This window comes from Streptomyces sp. NPDC087859, from assembly GCF_044742595.1.
Lineage (GTDB): Bacteria > Actinomycetota > Actinomycetes > Streptomycetales > Streptomycetaceae > Streptomyces > Streptomyces canus_F.
The window spans coordinates 16,148-31,333 of sequence record NZ_JBIUUU010000010.1; the positions used below are offsets into that span (position 1 = coordinate 16,148).

Consider the following 15,186-nt stretch of genomic DNA (forward strand, 5'->3'; position numbering starts at 1 on the left):
GACTCACCGCTTCCGCATCCCCACGAACACCTCCGTCCAGAACCGCTGCTGCCGCTCCGACGCCCCCACGAGATACGTCGCCCGCAGCTTCGCCGGCAGCAGCGCGACCAGGCGTGCCACCACCGCGCGGTGCTTCTTCAGCTGGGACAGCTCCGCGTTGGCGAGGATCTGGTGGACGACGTCGCTGTCGTCGCCGCCCTCGTCGGAGTGCGCGGCGGCGCGACGCAGTCGGGCCTCCCACGCGTCGGCGTCACGGGCGAGCTCGCGCAGGCCCGTGACCTGGCGCCCCTTCAAGCGATCCATGAGGGCCGTGAGCGGAACCGGCGCGTACTCGCCGTCACCGAGATACACCGTGCCCATCTCCAGCGGCAGCCCGCGCCGGTGCAGCTTGATGAGCCGCTCCAGCGTGCGCTTGGTGATCCAGGCCCGGCCGTCGTCGTCGATGTCGTGCTTCCACCACTCCAGGACCGTCTCGGCGTCGGAGCCGTAGTGGGCGAGCAGCCACTCGTTGGCCGGGATGTCCTCCGGTTCGACGGTCAGCGAGGCCGTGAAGCGCGTCGCCTGGGCGATGTTGTTCCGGGACACCAGCAGCTTGCGGCCGAGGTGGTACGGCGGATTCTGGACGGCTATCTGGGCGCGCAGGTTCTCGATCCGCCGCCCGGCCAGCGACCACTCCTGGGTAATCTCCATGAGCTTGGCGAACGCGGCCTTGTCCTTGGGCCGGTTGTACTCGTCCCACACGATCACCTTCGGATCCGGACCCGTGAAGTGCGCGGCGAGCAGATTGTCCAGCGTGCCGTCCGCCGACGGGATCGGCGCGCACAGGTCCTCGACGTTGGTCACCGGCAGCGAGAAGTACAGCGCGTCCCGGCCGAGCCCCTCGCGCACCGTCTCCCGCACCAGCTCCGTCTTGCCGCACCCGGGAGGACCCTGGAGCAGCACCGTCCAGCGGTTGCGCAGCGCGGCGCGCACCACCTGCCGTACCGGGTCGGGAATCCTCGAGGGGTTGGCCACGCCCAGCGACTCGGCGATGCGGTCCAGGATCTCGTGCGTACGGTTCTGGCCGGGCTTGCCGTCCGGGCCCGGCTCCGCCAGCCGCAGCCGCTCACCGTCCACCAGGGGCAGGCCCCAGCGCAGCGGGAAGCCTTCCCTCGCGTTGGCCAGGACATGGTCGAGGGTGCGCGGGGAGAGTCGCTCGCGCAGGGCGGGGGAGAGGGACGCCCACAGCGAGAACACCGGACGCAGGTCCCACGGGCGGTACTTGGCCGCCAGGTGCCTGCGCCAGGACGTGTCGTTAGCCGTGATCCGCATCGTGACCATGCGGTCCAGGAGCGCGAGGTCCCCGCGCCGGGACGAGGTCTCCGCGAGTGACTCGTTGTCCGTCAGGAACACCCCGACGCAGCCCAGGGCCCGCAGATCGTGCTCGCCCAGCGTCCAGTTGCACGCGATCTGCATCAGCTGCGACTGGATGGTGTCGCCCGCCTGCAGCGAGTCGTCGATGAGCAGCACGAACGGTGTGCCGGGCTTCAGCTGGCTCATCACCAGCTGGCGCAGCACCAGTTCACCGGTGTGCGGATCGCGCACCGGCGCGTTGACGAGCAGGTCGTCCGGCGTCAGGTTCGCCGCCGGCACGTACACCAGCGCGGTGTCCGGGTGGGCGCGGGCGAGGTGCGAGAAGAACGTCGCCGTCTTGCCGATGCCGTGCTCGCCGAAGATCTGGCCCGTCTGGCCCATGTCGATCATCGCGTCGATGAAGGACTCGAGCCGCGAGACGGTCGTCGATTGCCTTGTTTCCGTGGTCATTTACCGCGATCCCGTGGTGACGCGATGGCAGTCCATCGCGGGTGTGTGCCTCTCGGGCCATTCGTCGCCGCCCTCCGTGATCAGCCAGATCCATTTGTCCGGCTCGGCGGGCGTGATCGTCGGCGCGTATCCGTCGGTGAGCACCACGACAGCGTCCGGGGTCTCCTCGAAACGCCGCCCGTTCACCTCCGTACGGCCCTCCACGTAGTCCGCGACGACCTGGAAGCTGGTGCCGCCTCCGCCGTAGACCCGCTCGCCCGGCACGAAGGGCATCACGACGGCGTCGAAGGACAGCCAGTGCGCCTGAACGCCGTCGATCCTGCCCACGAGTTCGGTGAGCCAGGTGATCACATGGTGCGGCATCGAGCCCGAGGTGTCGTACGCGACGACGAGCACCTTGTCCCGCACCGGGCCGCGCCGCGCCAGCATCGGATCCTGGCCGAGGGCCGCGAGGAGGGCGCCACGCTTCTTCGGGTACACCAGCCGCTCACCGTCGCGCAGTCTGGAACCGAGGACGTCGACCAGCCAGCGCTGCCACCAGTCGACCGTACGCGTGCGCGTGGTCTCGCCGCGCAGCATGCCCGCGCCCAGGTTCCCCCAGATCCGGGCCGCCCGGGCGTTGCCGTCCTGGGTCCGGTCCATGAGGTCGAGCAGCTCCCGCTCCGCGCCCGCGTGCCCGCGCCGGGCCGCCAGCAGGGAGTTGAGCAGCGCGGAGGAGGTCACCGCGTCGACGGTCTCCTGGTCGGCCGGGACGGGGGCGCCCTCCGCCAGACGCACGCACAGCCGGCGCTCCGGGACCGGCGGGCGGTGCATCCGCTTCAGCTCGCCGTAGACCCGCAGGTCCGTCTCGGTGAACGTCTCGTACGACACCGGCTCCAGGCCGTGGGCCGTGAGGTCCGCGCGGTAGCGCTCGTACACCCCACGCGGGTCGATGCCCGTCGGCCGCCCGTCCAGCAGCGGCAGTTCGCGCCTGTCGAGCCGGATCAGTGCCACATGGTTGATGGACACCTCGGCGGCCAGCTCGAAGACCGGGTCGTCGTGCAGCTCGGGGTCGGCGAACAGATGGCGGTGCACGAGGTGGCGGGCCTCGTGGAACAGGACGAACTTCACGCCGTCCAGGCCGAGTCCGACGAAGAAGTCCGGGTTGAACAGCAGCAGACAGGTGCCGTCGCCGGACGCCACCACGGCCGCCGTGTCGATCGCGGTCGTCGGGATCTGGTGGTGGCACTTGGCGTACAGCCAGGACGCCACCGCCGACTGCGTCAGCCCGAAGTCCAGCAGCGCGGCCTCCTTGAGCCGCCGCGCCTCCTCCACCACCTCCGGATCCGCCGGGCGGTACGCCTCCAGTGCCCTGCGGTCGCCGAGGTCGACCACCGGGGGACGCCGCCCCCGCTCTCCGTACGCCATCTCGTGCCCCCCGTACTGGCCTGCCCCCGTGCCTCATTGGTACCAGGGCGCACTGACATCGGGCCAAGGCATTACGATCTGGCGTCAAGGGCGGGGTCGTAGCGCAGAGGCAGGCGCACCGGTCTCCAAAACCAGAACACGCTGGTTCGAATCCAGCCGCCCCGCCCCCCTGGGCCTGGCCTAGGCGATGGCGCCGGCGGTCACCACCAGTTCCGGCACGTTCCCGTGGAAGCTCTCCATCAGCTGGGCCAGCACCGCCCACGCCTCCTCACGGTCGCCCAAGTGCTCCCGGACCAGCGGGCGGAGCGCGGCCTCCGCCTCCTCGACGCGGTTCGGGAACAGCACGTGCCCCATCGCGAGCACCTCGAGGACGCGGACGGCCGGCCCCTCGGACGTCACGTACTCGGCGGGACCGTCGTACACGCCCGCCTGGCGGAGCCGATGGGTGAACTTGGCGTGCGAGCCGAATCCCGCGCGCACGGAAGGCGGGCAGTCCGGGCGTACGGAGAGCGCCCAGCGCGTGTAGCCGGGCAGCGGGTGCTCGCCGTCGGCCTCGCCGACGGCCTGCCAGTCGGCGCGCGTCAGCACCATGGAGGCGGCGGCGCGTCCCGCGGCCATGGAATCCACCTCGCGCAGACTGCCGACGAGGCCATGGCGGACGTAGCTCTCGGGGATCTCCGGCTCCTGACCCGGCAGCGTGCGGTCGACGCGGATGGTCCCGGTGCGGCCGGGACCGAACGGCACGCCGCGCGCGACGGCCCTGCGCAGCCCCGAGTCGGTACCGAGGTACCTCCACACGACGGCGTTGAGCGCCGGATCGTCGTTCTCGAGAATCCACAGCGCCACCGAGGCCGGCAGCTGCGTCGCCCACGTCCATGCCCGTCGCAACCGCTCCGCGGTGGCCTTGGACCGCTCGGGAGAGGGCATCCCGATCCGTGCCCGTACCCGCTCGGCGGTCTCCCCGTCGACCAGGCCGAGCAGAGAGCCGACCGCCTGTTCCACCGTGCTGTTCTGCCGCATGGCCGCATGATGCCGCACGTGCAAGACGGCCCGCGCGGAAAATTTCTCCGCGCGGGCCGGCTCGTGTGTTTCCGGGTGACGTCAGCCGGCGGCGCGCGCCGCCATCCGCGCCTTGCGCGCGGCGAGCTTCTCGTCGAACTTGGAGGCCTCCGAGTCGAGAGCGCCCATGTACAGGCCGATCTCGTCCTGCGCCTTCTGTCCCTCGGGGCCGAGACCGTCGATGTCCATGACCTTCAGGAACCGCAGCACCGGCTGGATGACGTCGTCGTGGTGGATGCGCAGGTTGTACACCTCGCCGATCGCCATCTGCGCCGCGAACCGCTCGAAGCCGGGCATGCCGTGGCCGGGCATGCGGAAGTTGACGAGGACGTCGCGCACGGCCTGCATGGTCAGGTCGGGGGCCAGGTCGAACGCGGCCTTCAGGAGGTTGCGGTAGAAGACCATGTGGAGGTTCTCGTCGGTCGCGATGCGCGCCAGCATGCGGTCGCAGACCGGGTCGCCCGACTGGTGGCCGGTGTTGCGGTGCGAGACGCGGGTCGCCAGCTCCTGGAAGGCGACGTAGGCGACCGAGTGCAGCATCGAGTGCCGGTTGTCGGACTCGAAGCCCTCACTCATGTGGGACATGCGGAACGCTTCCAGCTTGTCCGGGTCCACCGCGCGCGAGGCGAGGAGGTAGTCGCGCATCACGATGCCGTGGCGGCCCTCCTCGGCGGTCCAGCGGTGCACCCAGGTGCCCCAGGCGCCGTCGCGGCCGAAGAGCGAGGCGATCTCGTGGTGGTAGCTGGGGAGGTTGTCCTCGGTCAGGAGGTTCACCACGAGCGCGATGCGGCCGATCTCGGTGACCTTCGACTGCTCCTTGTCCCAGGCCTCGCCGTCCTCGAAGAAGCCGGGGAAGTTACGGCCGTCGCTCCACGGCACGTACTCGTGCGGCATCCAGTCCTTGGTGACCTTGAGGTGCCGGTTGAGTTCCTTCTCGACCACTTCCTCCAGGGCGTACAGCAGCTTGGCGTCGGTCCAGACGGAAGGGCTGCCGAGGTGAGGGGTGGCGATCGTCACGGGGACTCCAGGGGGACGTGTGACAAAGCTGAACAAACCGGCGAGCGGTTGCCGGATCCTACGGAACTTACGAAAGCGTAGGCTACGAATCCGTAGGTTACGAGACCGTAGGTTAAATGCGCTGTAAAGATCCCTGATCAGCCAGTGTTCCGGGGCCTACGCCAAAGGCCCCAGGACCGCAGGTCCCGGGGCTGAACGGGTGATCCGCTCACTCGGTCAGGCGTACAGCTCCCGCATCCGGACCGAGAGGCATGTCACACATCCCTCGAGCTTCTCGAACTCGCTGATGTCGACGACGACCGCCTCGTGGCCGAGGTCGGCGAGCAGTTCCGTCGTCTTCGGCGCGCTCGCCGAGATGAGCAGCTTATGGCCACCGAGCAGCACGACGTGGCCGCCGGCCTCCTCGGGCACCGACAAAAAGCGCGGGAAGAGCGAGGGCCGGTCCACCTTCGGGATGTGTCCGATCACGGTGCCGTCCGGGAGTGCCGTGACCGCCGACTTCAGGTGCAGCACCTTGCTCACCGGCACCGCGACGACCCGCGCCCCGAGCGGCTCGAAGGCGGCCCGCAGCTGCTGTACGCCGGCCGCGTTGGTCCGGCCGCCGCGCCCGACGTAGATCGTGTCGCCGACCTTCAGGACGTCGCCGCCGTCGAGTGTGCCGGGCTCCCACACCCAGTTCACCGAGCAGCCGAGCGAGGCCACCGCCTCCTCGACGCCCGCGGTCTCCCGGCGCCGGGACTCGGCGCCGGGCCGGGTGATGAGCGCGACGTTCTTGTACATGACGACCGTGTCCTCGACGAACACGGAGTCCGGGCAGTCGTCGGCCGGATCCACCTCGACCGTGTCCCAGCCGTGCGCGCTCAGGGTCTCGACGTAGGCCTCCCACTGCTCGACCGCGAGATCGAGGTCGATCTTCTCGCGCTCGATGTGCGTCACCAGTCCTTCGGCGAGGCGCGGGCTGGGGCGGCGGACGAGGGCCTTCTTGCTGGGCACAGGGACTCCGTAACGGCGGCATGGACGGCACCCCGGAAAAGCGGCACCGGTCAGCCATCATGCAGGGCGCTCCCGCGTGCACAAAACCCCCGGTGCCAGGCTGTGGCCCTCCTGAGATACGCGGCGGTAACCGAGCCCGGCGCCGCGAGAAGATCCCGCGGCGCCCCCTCGAAGATCACTTCGCCCCCTCCGGCCCCAGGCCGACGGGAAATCGGGCACCCGCCCGACGCTAGGCGGGATACCCGACAGCCTCCGGCGTGGTTTCCTGCAGTTCCCCGTCCAGCAGCAGCCAGCGGGTGATGCCGATCGACTCCAGGAACGGCAGGTCGTGGCTGGCCACGATCAGCGCCCCCTCGTACGACTCCAGCGCGGTCGTCAGCTGCCGCACGCTCGCCATGTCGAGGTTGTTCGTCGGCTCGTCCAGCATCAGCAGCTGCGGTGCCGGCTCGGCCAGCATCAGCGCGGCCAGCGCCGCCCGGAAGCGTTCGCCGCCGGACAGGGTCGCCGCCTGCTGGTCGGCGCGGGCGCCCCGGAACAGGAAGCGGGCGAGACGGGCCCGCACCCGGTTGTTGGTGGCGCCCGGCGCGAACCGGGCCACGTTCTCGGCGACGGTGAGCTCGTCGTCGAGAACGTCCAGACGCTGGGGCAGGAAACGCAGCGGCACATGGGCCGTCGCCTCGCCCGCCACCGGCTCCAGCTCCCCGGCGACGGTCCGCAACAGCGTCGTCTTGCCCGCGCCGTTGCGCCCGATCAGCGCGATCCGTTCGGGTCCGCGCAGGTCGAAGCCGCCTCTCACCCGGGCCCCGTACGCCAGTTCCAGATCCATGAGGGTCAGGACGTTCCGGCCCGGCGGTACGGCTGTGTACGGCAGCTCGACGCGGATCTCGTCGTCGTCCCGTACGGCCTCCACCGCCTCGTCCAGCCGTTCCCTGGCCTCGGCGAGCCGCTCCTCGTGCATGATGCGGTGCTTGCCCGCGGACTCCTGCGCCGCGCGCTTGCGTGCACCCATGACGATCTTCGGCTCGCGCTTCTGGTCCCACATCTTCTGCCCGTACCGCTTGCGGCGGGCCAACTTCATCTGGGCATCGGACAATTCGCGCTTCTGCTTCTTCAGATCCGCCTCGGCGACCCGCATCATCCGCTCCGCGGCCTCCTGTTCGACGGCGAGAGCCTCCTCGTAGGCGGAGAAGGTGCCGCCGTACCAGGTGACCTCGCCGGAACGCAGATCGGCGATCTGGTCCACCAGGTCCAGGAGTTCCCGGTCGTGGCTGACCACGATCATGACGCCCGGCCAGGACGCGACGGCCCCGTAGAGCCGCCGGCGGGCGTACAGATCCAGGTTGTTCGTCGGCTCGTCCAGGAGCAGTACGTCCGGGCGGCGCAGCAGCAGCGCGGCCAGCCGCAGGAGCACCGACTCGCCGCCGGACACCTCGCCGATCGTCCGGTCCAACCCGATGTGGCCGAGGCCGAGTTCACCGAGTGTGGCCAGGGCGCGCTCCTCGACGTCCCAGTCGTCGCCGACCGTCTCGAAGTGCGCCTCCGCCACGTCGCCCGCCTCGATGGCGTGCAGCGCGGCACGCCGGTCGGCGATACCGAGCGCCTCGTCGACCTTCAAAGCGGTGTCGAGCGTGACGCTCTGCGGGAGGTAGCCCACCTCGCCCGCGACGCGTACGGCGCCGTCGGCGGGGGTGAGTTCACCGGCGATCAGCTTCAACAGGGTGGACTTGCCCGACCCGTTGACGCCGACCAGTCCGGTCCGGCCCGGGCCGAAGGCGATGTCCAGGTCCTCGAAGACGGGGGTGCCGTCGGGCCAGGCGAAGGAGAGGGACGTGCAAGTGAGGGAAGTAGACATACAGGCCTCGCGGTTGCTCGATGCGACAGGGGGCAAACGCGTATCGAGACACCTGGGACCAAGGAGGAGCCGGACTCCGCGGGCATGAGAAGAGCCCTGCACCGGAGGACGGCTCGAACGCCGAGGTCGCACGCAGCGCACACACAGGTGGTGTGTGACGCGGTGTCTCAGGACCTCAGACGAGCAACGTCCTTCTCCAATCGGCGGCAACAGGACCGTCATACACCGTAGGAGAGGGCGTGAAGGCTGTCAACGAATTAACGTGAGACCCGATCGCACTTGAGGAGGCCCCGTGCCCAACGGCTCGCTGTCGCTGCCCGCCCGGCTCTATCTGCTGGCCTGGGACACCACGAGGAACGAGCTCGCCGGCACCCCCCACCTGGTACGGGCCGGCGCCCTCACCGAGCTGGCCCAGCGCGGTCTGCTCGTCGACGACGACGGCATCGCCACCCCGGTCGACATGGACTCCCGCACCGGTGACGCCGTCCTCGACGGGCTCCTGGAACTCGTACGCGAGTCCAGGCCGCACCGGTGGCGCGGCTGGGTGCCGCTGCACGCGCGCGTGACGGCGGAGGCCGTACGGGAACAGCTCGCCGCCGAGGGGTACCTGAGGGCGGACAAGCGCCGGGCCCTCGGACTCTTCCCGACCGTCGAGTACGCCCTGGAACGGGTCGCCGTCGTGGACGCGCTGCGCGAGGAGGCGCGGGAGGTCCTCGAAGGGCCCGTGCGGCCCGCGGACGTCTCCGAGCGGGACGCGGCCGTCGTCGTGCTGGCGGCCGCGGCCGGGGTGAGCGCCCTGGTCGCCCGCAAGGAGCGCGGACAGTACCAGGAACGGCTGGCGGACCTGGGGGAGCGCAGTGGTGCGGCGGCGCCGGGGCTGCGGAAGATCATGGACGAGCTGGGTACGGCGCTGACGGCGACCGCCATGCCGACGGGGGTCTGAGGGGGTCGGCCGGCGCCCGGGCCCTTCCAGGCGGTGGACCGTGTCGAGGCGTAGGAACGTCCATGTCGGATTCCTGCCGGACCCTCCCGGCTCCCGCTGCTTGGCTGGACGTCATGACGAACCGGACCTCGCCCCGTGACCGCGCCCTCGCCTTCCACGCCCTGCACGTGCCGGGGCGGCCGCTGGTCCTGCCCAACGCCTGGGACACCGCGAGCGCCCGTGTCGTCGAGGACGCCGGTGCAGCCGCCGTGGCGACCACCAGTGCGGGGCTCGCCTGGGCGCTGGGCGCGGCGGACGGCGACCGGGTGGAGCGGGAGCGGGCGCTGGGTGTCGTCGCGGACATCGTGGCCGCCGTCGGCGTGCCCGTCAGCGCGGATGTCGAGAGCGGCTACGCCGAGGATCCGGCGGGTGTCGCCGCCACCGTCCGCGCGGTGCTCACGGCGGGAGCGGTCGGTGTGAACATCGAGGACGCGCTGTACGGGGAGGGCACCGGGCCGCTGCGGGACGTGGCCGCACAGGCCGAGCGGATCACCGCCGCCCGGGAGGCCGCCGACGCCGAGGGCGTGCCGCTGTTCGTCAACGCCCGCATCGACACGTTCCTGCGGGGCGCCGGGGACGTGGACCTCACCCTGGAGCGGGCCGCCGCCTTCCGGGCCGCGGGCGCCGACGGGATCTTCGTCCCCGGGGCCGTCGACCCGGGAACCGTCAAGCTGCTCGTCGACGGCATCGACGGCCCGCTGAACGTCATGGCCGGCCCGGGCGCCCCGCCGGTCGCGGAACTGGCGGCGCTCGGCGTCGCGCGCGTGAGCGCCGGTTCGGGCATCGCGCAGGCCGCGCTCGCCCTGGTGCACCGCGCCGCGAGGGAGCTGCTGGGTGCGGGCACGTACGAGTCGCTGGAGGGCGGTCTCGACTACGGCAGGCTCAACGAGCTGCTGGGGGCGGCACGCTAGACGCACCTCCGCGGAGCGTCACGCGTCCCGCATCAACTCCGCCAGCTGCTCGTCCAGGTCGAGCTGAAGGTGCTCCAGCCCGACCGGCACCAGCTCGGCCGTGGCCTGAAGGAACCGTCGTATCTCCCCCGAACGCACATGCACGACGGCCGTGCCCTCGGGCGCGTGGAACTCCAGGACGGTGCGGTCGTACCCGTACGGCCGCACCCGCACGTCGCCGTGCCCCTCGGCGGTCTGGAGGCCCGCGGTGAGGAGCTCGCGGGAGAAGGTCCAGCAGACCTCCACCCCCTCCAGCGTGGCCGGAGCCGGGAAGGTCATGCGGACGGCGAACGGATCGCGCCGGTCGTAGTGCAGCGTGGCGGGAATGCTCGGCATCCGCGGCGCGGCGGCGACGAGACGGGCCTCAACGGGCTGCTCGATGACAGTGGACAACGCGTTGCTCCCTAGTGACGGCTGGACTGACTTCCGGGCGGATGGGGCCGGGTACTGGTAGAGACGACGGAATCGGCCAATCCGTGTACATGAAAGTCGAGTGACCTCGGTCACCGTTTTTCATGCACGCAAGTGGCGCAGGCCACCTTCCGTGCCGCGAAGGGCACATGTGTCGACCGCCGCCCCGTCCCGGCGGCGGTCTGGACGGCCACGGGCGCGTGGACTAGCTTCGCCCGCCATGAGGCGCATGGGGAGCACGCGACGCACGCGACACAGGGGACGTACCGGCAGAGGGCTCGCCGCGGGGGTGGCGTGCGCGGCGGCGCTGGCCGCGCTGACGGCCGTACCCGCACAGGCGCAGCCGCAGCACCGGGCGCCGCACTGGGAACTCAAGGACAGCGGGACCCCGGAGGTGCGCTTCCGCGGTCTGTCGGCCGTCAGCCGGACCACCGCCTGGGTCTCCGGCACGCAGGGGACGGTCCTGCGCACCACGGACGCCGGCGCGACCTGGCGGAACGTCTCTCCGCCCGGCGCCGGCGAGCTCCAGTTCCGGGACATCGAGGCGTTCGACGCACGCCGGGCCGTCGTGCTGGCCATCGGTGAGGGCGAGGCGTCCCGGGTGTACCGGACCGACGACGGCGGAGCAACCTGGACCGAGTCCTTCCGCAACACCGACGCCCGCGCCTTCTACGACTGCCTCACCTTCCTCGACCGCAAGCACGGTCTGGCGATGAGCGACCCGGTGGACGGGAAGTTCCGCATCCTGTCGACGAGCGACGGCGGCCGCTCCTGGAAGGTGCTGCCGAACGACGGCATGCCCGCCGCGCTCGAGGGCGAGGCCGGGTTCGCGGCCAGTGGCCAGTGCCTGGTCGCCTCCGGCCCGAAGGACGTCTGGCTGGCCACCGGCGGAGCGGCACGCGCACGCGTGCTGCACTCCTCCGACCGCGGCCTGACCTGGACGGCCACCGACACGCCGATCCCCGCGGGCGACCCCGCCAAGGGCGTCTTCGCGCTCGCCTTCCGCGACCGTACCCACGGCCTGGCGGTCGGCGGCGACTACCGCCCCGACCAGGCGTCCCCGCGGGCCGGCGCCGTGACCCGGGACGGTGGCCGCACCTGGCTGCCCGCGGCGACACCGCCGCCCGCCTACCGCTCGGGCGTCGCCTGGCTCCCGCACAGCCGCACCGCCGGCCTCGCGGTCGGCCCCACCGGCACCGACCTGACGACGGACGGCGGCCGCACCTGGCGCACGGTCGACACGGGTTCGTACGACACCGTGGACTGCACCTCCGACCTCGGCTGCTGGGCGGCCGGCGAGAAGGGGCGGGTGGCCCGGCTGGAGAGCTGAGCCGGAATGGGGGTACCCGGTCGCCGAGCGCGGAAGGAGTGATCCCCCCATGCCACGTGGTTCGAGCCCGAAGAGGGAACGCCAGTACGAGCACATCAAGGAGAGCGCCCAGGACCGGGGCGAGAGCAAGAAGCGCGCGGAGGAGATCGCCGCGCGGACGGTCAACAAGGAACGCGCCCGCTCCGGGGAGTCGAAGTCCGCGAGCCGCACCTCGACCCAGGACATGTCGTCCGGGAAGAGGGGCGGCCGGCGGTCCGGGAAGGGCTCTCAGGGTCCGACCTACGACCAGCTCTACGAGGAGGCCAAGCGCCGCAACATCAGCGGCCGTTCGGACATGAACAAGAGCCAGTTGCAGCGGGCGCTCGGCACGTGACGCTTCAGGAGGGCGACTCGCGGTACCGCTCCAGCTCCGGTGCGGTCTTCGTGGCCGTGAACTCCGTGATGCGGTAGGCGCAGACGCCGGCCGTGACGAACGGGTCGGTCGCCGCGATCCCCTCGATGCGCGCACGGTCCCCCGCGACGGCGAGGATCACTCCGCCGTCGCGGGGGTTCTTGCGCCCGGAGGCGAGGAAGACACCCTGCTCGTACTGTGCGTCGAGCCACGCCACATGCGCCTCCAGCACGGCGTCGACCTGATCGAGCGGGGCGGTGTACGACAGCTCCAGTACGAACATGATCGCGAGCCTACGCCGACGTAGGCTCGTCCCACCATGAGGACAGTGAGCATTCCCGCGGGCTGGCCCGCGACCGAGGAGCAGGCCCGCGCCGTCCAGGACGAGTTGCGGACGCAGGTGGTGCTCGACGAGCCGGGCCCGCCGCCCGGCACGGGGCACGTGACCGGGGTGGACGTGGCGTACGACGACGAGCGGGACGTCGTGGCGGCCGCGGCGGTCGTGCTGGACTCGGCAACCCTCGAAGTGGTCGCCGAGGCCACGGCGGTCGGCCGGATCTCGTTCCCGTACGTCCCCGGCCTGCTCGCCTTCCGCGAGATCCCCACGGTCATGGCCGCGTTGGACGCCCTCCCGTGTCCGCCCGGCCTGGTGGTCTGCGACGGCTACGGCCTCGCCCACCCCCGCCGCTTCGGCCTCGCCAGTCACCTCGGAATCCTCACGGGCCTCCCCACGATCGGCGTCGCCAAGAACCCCTTCACCTTCATCTACGACGACCCGGACACCCCACGCGGCAGCGCCTCCCCGCTCCTCGCGGGCACCGAGGAGGTCGGCCGCGCGCTCCGCACCCGCGAGAGCGTCAAGCCGGTCTTCGTCTCCGTCGGCCACCGAGTGACCCTGGACAACGCCTGCGCCCACACACTGGCGTTGACCCCGCGGTACCGCCTGCCGGAGACGACCCGCCGAGCGGACTCACTGTGCCGGACAGCGCTGAAGGAGGCGGCGCGGGCACCGGCCGACTGAGTACCCGATCTGAGTATCCGTACGGATGTGAGCGCCCCGCCCCGGTCGGCAGGCTGTGCCCCATGACGACGCACCGCATGCCCCGGCACCGGTCCCCGAAGCCGCTAGCCGACCCGAACCGCCCCGTCGAGCGGGCGGTGATGGCCGCGCTCATCCTGGCCGTGCTCGCGGGGCTCGCGTGGATCTGCGGGATGATCTACACCGTGGCGACCTGGCCGCTGTAGGGCGCTGTCAGCGGCTCCTGGCCACCCGGAAGACGATCCCCGCGCGCCGCAGCCGCTCGGTCAGCGCGTCGCCCATCGCCACCGCCGTCGTGACCTGGCCGGAGGTGGGCGGGAGGTCGTCGAAGGCCAGGGACAGGGCCGCCTCGGCGAAGATCTTCGCCGTCTCGTCATAGCCCGGGTCGCCGCCCGCCACTTCGGTGAACACCTTGCGGCCGCCGCCCTCGCCGACGAAGCGGATCCTGAACCAGCTCTTGGCGCGCTTCTCGGCGCTCGGCCCGTCCCCGGGCTTGAGCCGGTCCGACAACCAGCGCCGCGCGGGCGGCAGTTGGGCCGCGGCGAACAGTGCGCCCACGGCCGCCACCCCGCCCACGGCGACCGGCAGCCGGCGTACGGCCGCGTAGTGGCGGTAGCGGAAGTCGGGGCCGTAGCGCTCGAGCGCGCGGGCCGACCGCCCCACGATCTGCGGGTCGATCGTCGGCAGCGGCAGCGCCCACGAGTCGACCTCCCCGACATACCGCGGGGCGCCGCTCGGGGTCGACGCCCGCCGCCCCACCAGCCGCGGCTCGTGCCGGCCACGGTCCCGCGCGGCGGCGATCATCTGCCGCCCGCGCGCGAACTGGCCCAGCGCCGAGGCGAACGTGCCGCCCGAGAAGGTCGCGTCCGCCGTCACGAAACCGTCCACCCGGAGCGGCACCCCCTCCGGCAGCTGCCGCACCGTGAAGTACACGCCCAGGTCGTGCGGCACCGAGTCGAAGCCACAGGCGTGCACCAGCCGTGCACCGGTCTCCCGCGCGCGTGCGTCGTGCCGGACGTACATCCGGTCCACGAACTCCGGCTCACCGGTGAGGTCGAGATAGTCCGCCCCACTCTCCGCGCAGGCCGCGACCAGTTCCTCGCCGTAGGCCACGTAGGGGCCCACCGTCGTGGCCACCACGCGCGCGTGCCCGGCGAGTTCCCGCAGCGAGGCCGGATCGGCGACGTCCGCCCGCAGCACCCCGACCTCCGCGCCGCCCGGCAGCCGCTCCCGCAGCGCCTGGAGCTTCTCCTCGCTGCGACCGGCGATCGCCCAGCGCAGCCCCTCGGGCGCGTGCGCGGCGAGGTACTCGGCGGTGAGCGCCCCCACGAACCCGGTGGCTCCGAAAAGCACGATGTCGTACGGACGCTCCGACCTGTTCAGCCTGCTCATGACACCCCTCGGTTCCGCACCACGCGCCGTTGTCGGTGGCCGAGGCTAGCGTGAGGAGTGCGGAGCCCGACGACGAGGCCGGAGGTGCGCGGTGGCCGTGCCCAAAAATGCCCTGAAGAAGTGGGAAAAGGTGCGCGAGTTCGCCCTCGGGATGCCGGGTGCCGTCGAGGAGTTCCCCTGGGGTGAGTCGGTCGCCAAGGTCAACAAGAAGGTGTTCGTCTTCCTCGGCGTCGACGACGGCAGCTATCCGCTGGGCGTCACGCTGAAGCTCAAGGACGACGAGACGCATGCGCACGCCCTGACCTGCCCCGGCGCCGAACCCGCCGGATACGGGCTGGGCAAGGCGGGCTGGGTGCGCGTCCCGCTGGCGGAGAAGGGCGCCCCGGCCGCGGAGCTGCTGTGCGACTGGGTGGAGGAGAGCTATCGCGTGATCGCGCCGAAGCGGCTGATAGCGGAGCTGGACGCGCAGTGAGAGGCTGATTGTCTAAGCGCTTGCTCGTTCAGGTCTTGTGCCCGGTGGAACAGGTTCTTAGCATCACTGGTGTTACATCGGTTGTGTC

At 71.4% G+C, this 15,186-nt stretch carries 16 protein-coding genes and 1 tRNA gene; 8 read left to right on the plus strand and 9 right to left on the minus strand.

The window, feature by feature from the left end:
- Positions 1-3: 3 nt before the first annotated feature.
- Complete coding sequence (locus ACIOHP_RS24680; RefSeq protein WP_401890876.1) at positions 4-1,803, minus strand: AAA family ATPase; 1,800 nt, start codon at positions 1,801-1,803, stop codon at positions 4-6.
- Positions 1,804-3,210: a hypothetical protein gene (locus ACIOHP_RS24685; protein ID WP_401890878.1), complete on the minus strand. Its 1,407-nt coding sequence runs from the start codon at positions 3,208-3,210 to the stop codon at positions 1,804-1,806.
- Between the two features lie 90 nt (positions 3,211-3,300).
- On the opposite strand from ACIOHP_RS24685, the gene ACIOHP_RS24690 reads away from it, so the two are divergent.
- Positions 3,301-3,376 (plus strand) — tRNA-Trp (locus ACIOHP_RS24690).
- A gap of 14 nt (positions 3,377-3,390) precedes the next feature.
- On the opposite strand, the gene ACIOHP_RS24695 is transcribed toward ACIOHP_RS24690, so the two are convergent.
- The 4 genes from ACIOHP_RS24695 to ACIOHP_RS24710 all read right to left on the minus strand — a co-directional run bounded on the left by ACIOHP_RS24695 (position 3,391) and on the right by ACIOHP_RS24710 (position 8,131).
- The gene (locus tag ACIOHP_RS24695) at positions 3,391-4,230 is read right to left on the minus strand and encodes a hypothetical protein (RefSeq protein ID WP_401890881.1); all 840 of its coding nucleotides are present in this window, start codon (positions 4,228-4,230) and stop codon (positions 3,391-3,393) included.
- Between the two features lie 81 nt (positions 4,231-4,311).
- Positions 4,312-5,286, minus strand: a complete 975-nt coding sequence (locus tag ACIOHP_RS24700; protein WP_361543359.1) for an acyl-ACP desaturase — start codon at positions 5,284-5,286, stop codon at positions 4,312-4,314.
- 216 nt (positions 5,287-5,502) lie between these two features.
- Entirely contained in the window at positions 5,503-6,279 is a 777-nt protein-coding gene (ddaH, locus tag ACIOHP_RS24705) for a dimethylargininase (RefSeq protein WP_361543356.1), read from the minus strand.
- Positions 6,280-6,508: 229 nt separating this feature from the next.
- The gene (locus tag ACIOHP_RS24710) at positions 6,509-8,131 is read right to left on the minus strand and encodes an ABC-F family ATP-binding cassette domain-containing protein (RefSeq protein ID WP_361494514.1); all 1,623 of its coding nucleotides are present in this window, start codon (positions 8,129-8,131) and stop codon (positions 6,509-6,511) included.
- A gap of 292 nt (positions 8,132-8,423) precedes the next feature.
- On the opposite strand from ACIOHP_RS24710, the gene ACIOHP_RS24715 reads away from it, so the two are divergent.
- Positions 8,424-9,074: a GPP34 family phosphoprotein gene (locus ACIOHP_RS24715; RefSeq protein WP_401890885.1), complete on the plus strand. Its 651-nt coding sequence runs from the start codon at positions 8,424-8,426 to the stop codon at positions 9,072-9,074.
- 113 nt (positions 9,075-9,187) lie between these two features.
- A complete protein-coding gene (locus tag ACIOHP_RS24720; protein WP_401890887.1) occupies positions 9,188-10,024 on the plus strand; it encodes an isocitrate lyase/phosphoenolpyruvate mutase family protein in 837 nt (278 codons plus the stop codon).
- 18 nt (positions 10,025-10,042) lie between these two features.
- Here the strand turns inward: ACIOHP_RS24720 and ACIOHP_RS24725 are convergent, their stop codons facing one another.
- A complete protein-coding gene (locus tag ACIOHP_RS24725) occupies positions 10,043-10,456 on the minus strand; it encodes an SsgA family sporulation/cell division regulator (protein WP_361543347.1) in 414 nt (137 codons plus the stop codon).
- 247 nt (positions 10,457-10,703) lie between these two features.
- Between ACIOHP_RS24725 and ACIOHP_RS24730 the strand changes: the two genes are divergently transcribed.
- On the plus strand, positions 10,704-11,804 hold the full coding sequence (locus ACIOHP_RS24730) for a WD40/YVTN/BNR-like repeat-containing protein (protein WP_401890890.1): 1,101 nt from the start codon (positions 10,704-10,706) through the stop codon (positions 11,802-11,804).
- Between the two features lie 49 nt (positions 11,805-11,853).
- Positions 11,854-12,177, plus strand: a complete 324-nt coding sequence (locus ACIOHP_RS24735; RefSeq protein WP_401890892.1) for a plasmid stabilization protein — start codon at positions 11,854-11,856, stop codon at positions 12,175-12,177.
- A gap of 4 nt (positions 12,178-12,181) precedes the next feature.
- Here the strand turns inward: ACIOHP_RS24735 and ACIOHP_RS24740 are convergent, their stop codons facing one another.
- Positions 12,182-12,478, minus strand: a complete 297-nt coding sequence (locus ACIOHP_RS24740; protein WP_361543338.1) for a YciI family protein — start codon at positions 12,476-12,478, stop codon at positions 12,182-12,184.
- A gap of 36 nt (positions 12,479-12,514) precedes the next feature.
- Here ACIOHP_RS24740 and ACIOHP_RS24745 point away from each other — a divergent pair, with 36 nt between their 5' ends.
- Complete coding sequence (locus tag ACIOHP_RS24745; protein ID WP_401890895.1) at positions 12,515-13,216, plus strand: endonuclease V; 702 nt, start codon at positions 12,515-12,517, stop codon at positions 13,214-13,216.
- A 77-nt stretch (positions 13,217-13,293) separates the two neighbouring features.
- A complete protein-coding gene (gene mmpA / locus ACIOHP_RS24750) occupies positions 13,294-13,440 on the plus strand; it encodes a morphogenic membrane protein MmpA (RefSeq protein ID WP_368082973.1) in 147 nt (48 codons plus the stop codon).
- Between the two features lie 7 nt (positions 13,441-13,447).
- On the opposite strand, the gene ACIOHP_RS24755 is transcribed toward mmpA, so the two are convergent.
- Positions 13,448-14,626, minus strand: a complete 1,179-nt coding sequence (locus ACIOHP_RS24755) for a saccharopine dehydrogenase family protein (protein ID WP_401890897.1) — start codon at positions 14,624-14,626, stop codon at positions 13,448-13,450.
- Positions 14,627-14,717: 91 nt separating this feature from the next.
- Here ACIOHP_RS24755 and ACIOHP_RS24760 point away from each other — a divergent pair, with 91 nt between their 5' ends.
- Positions 14,718-15,098, plus strand: coding sequence for an MmcQ/YjbR family DNA-binding protein (locus tag ACIOHP_RS24760; protein ID WP_401890899.1), 381 nt, complete (start codon positions 14,718-14,720; stop codon positions 15,096-15,098).
- Positions 15,099-15,186: the final 88 nt, after the last annotated feature.

What these genes read in the sequence shown, in the direction of transcription:
- ACIOHP_RS24680 (WP_401890876.1), bottom strand. Translation starts at nt 1,803, where the DNA reads ATGACCACGGAAACAAGGCAATCGACGACCGTCTCGCGGCTCGAGTCC.
- ACIOHP_RS24685 (WP_401890878.1), bottom strand. Translation starts at nt 3,210, where the DNA reads ATGGCGTACGGAGAGCGGGGGCGGCGTCCCCCGGTGGTCGACCTCGGC.
- ACIOHP_RS24695 (WP_401890881.1), bottom strand. Translation starts at nt 4,230, where the DNA reads ATGCGGCAGAACAGCACGGTGGAACAGGCGGTCGGCTCTCTGCTCGGC.
- ACIOHP_RS24710 (WP_361494514.1), bottom strand. Translation starts at nt 8,131, where the DNA reads ATGTCTACTTCCCTCACTTGCACGTCCCTCTCCTTCGCCTGGCCCGAC.
- ACIOHP_RS24720 (WP_401890887.1), top strand. Translation starts at nt 9,188, where the DNA reads ATGACGAACCGGACCTCGCCCCGTGACCGCGCCCTCGCCTTCCACGCC.
- ACIOHP_RS24730 (WP_401890890.1), top strand. Translation starts at nt 10,704, where the DNA reads ATGGGGAGCACGCGACGCACGCGACACAGGGGACGTACCGGCAGAGGG.
- ACIOHP_RS24735 (WP_401890892.1), top strand. Translation starts at nt 11,854, where the DNA reads ATGCCACGTGGTTCGAGCCCGAAGAGGGAACGCCAGTACGAGCACATC.
- ACIOHP_RS24740 (WP_361543338.1), bottom strand. Translation starts at nt 12,478, where the DNA reads ATGTTCGTACTGGAGCTGTCGTACACCGCCCCGCTCGATCAGGTCGAC.
- ACIOHP_RS24745 (WP_401890895.1), top strand. Translation starts at nt 12,515, where the DNA reads ATGAGGACAGTGAGCATTCCCGCGGGCTGGCCCGCGACCGAGGAGCAG.
- mmpA (WP_368082973.1), top strand. Translation starts at nt 13,294, where the DNA reads ATGCCCCGGCACCGGTCCCCGAAGCCGCTAGCCGACCCGAACCGCCCC.
- ACIOHP_RS24755 (WP_401890897.1), bottom strand. Translation starts at nt 14,626, where the DNA reads ATGAGCAGGCTGAACAGGTCGGAGCGTCCGTACGACATCGTGCTTTTC.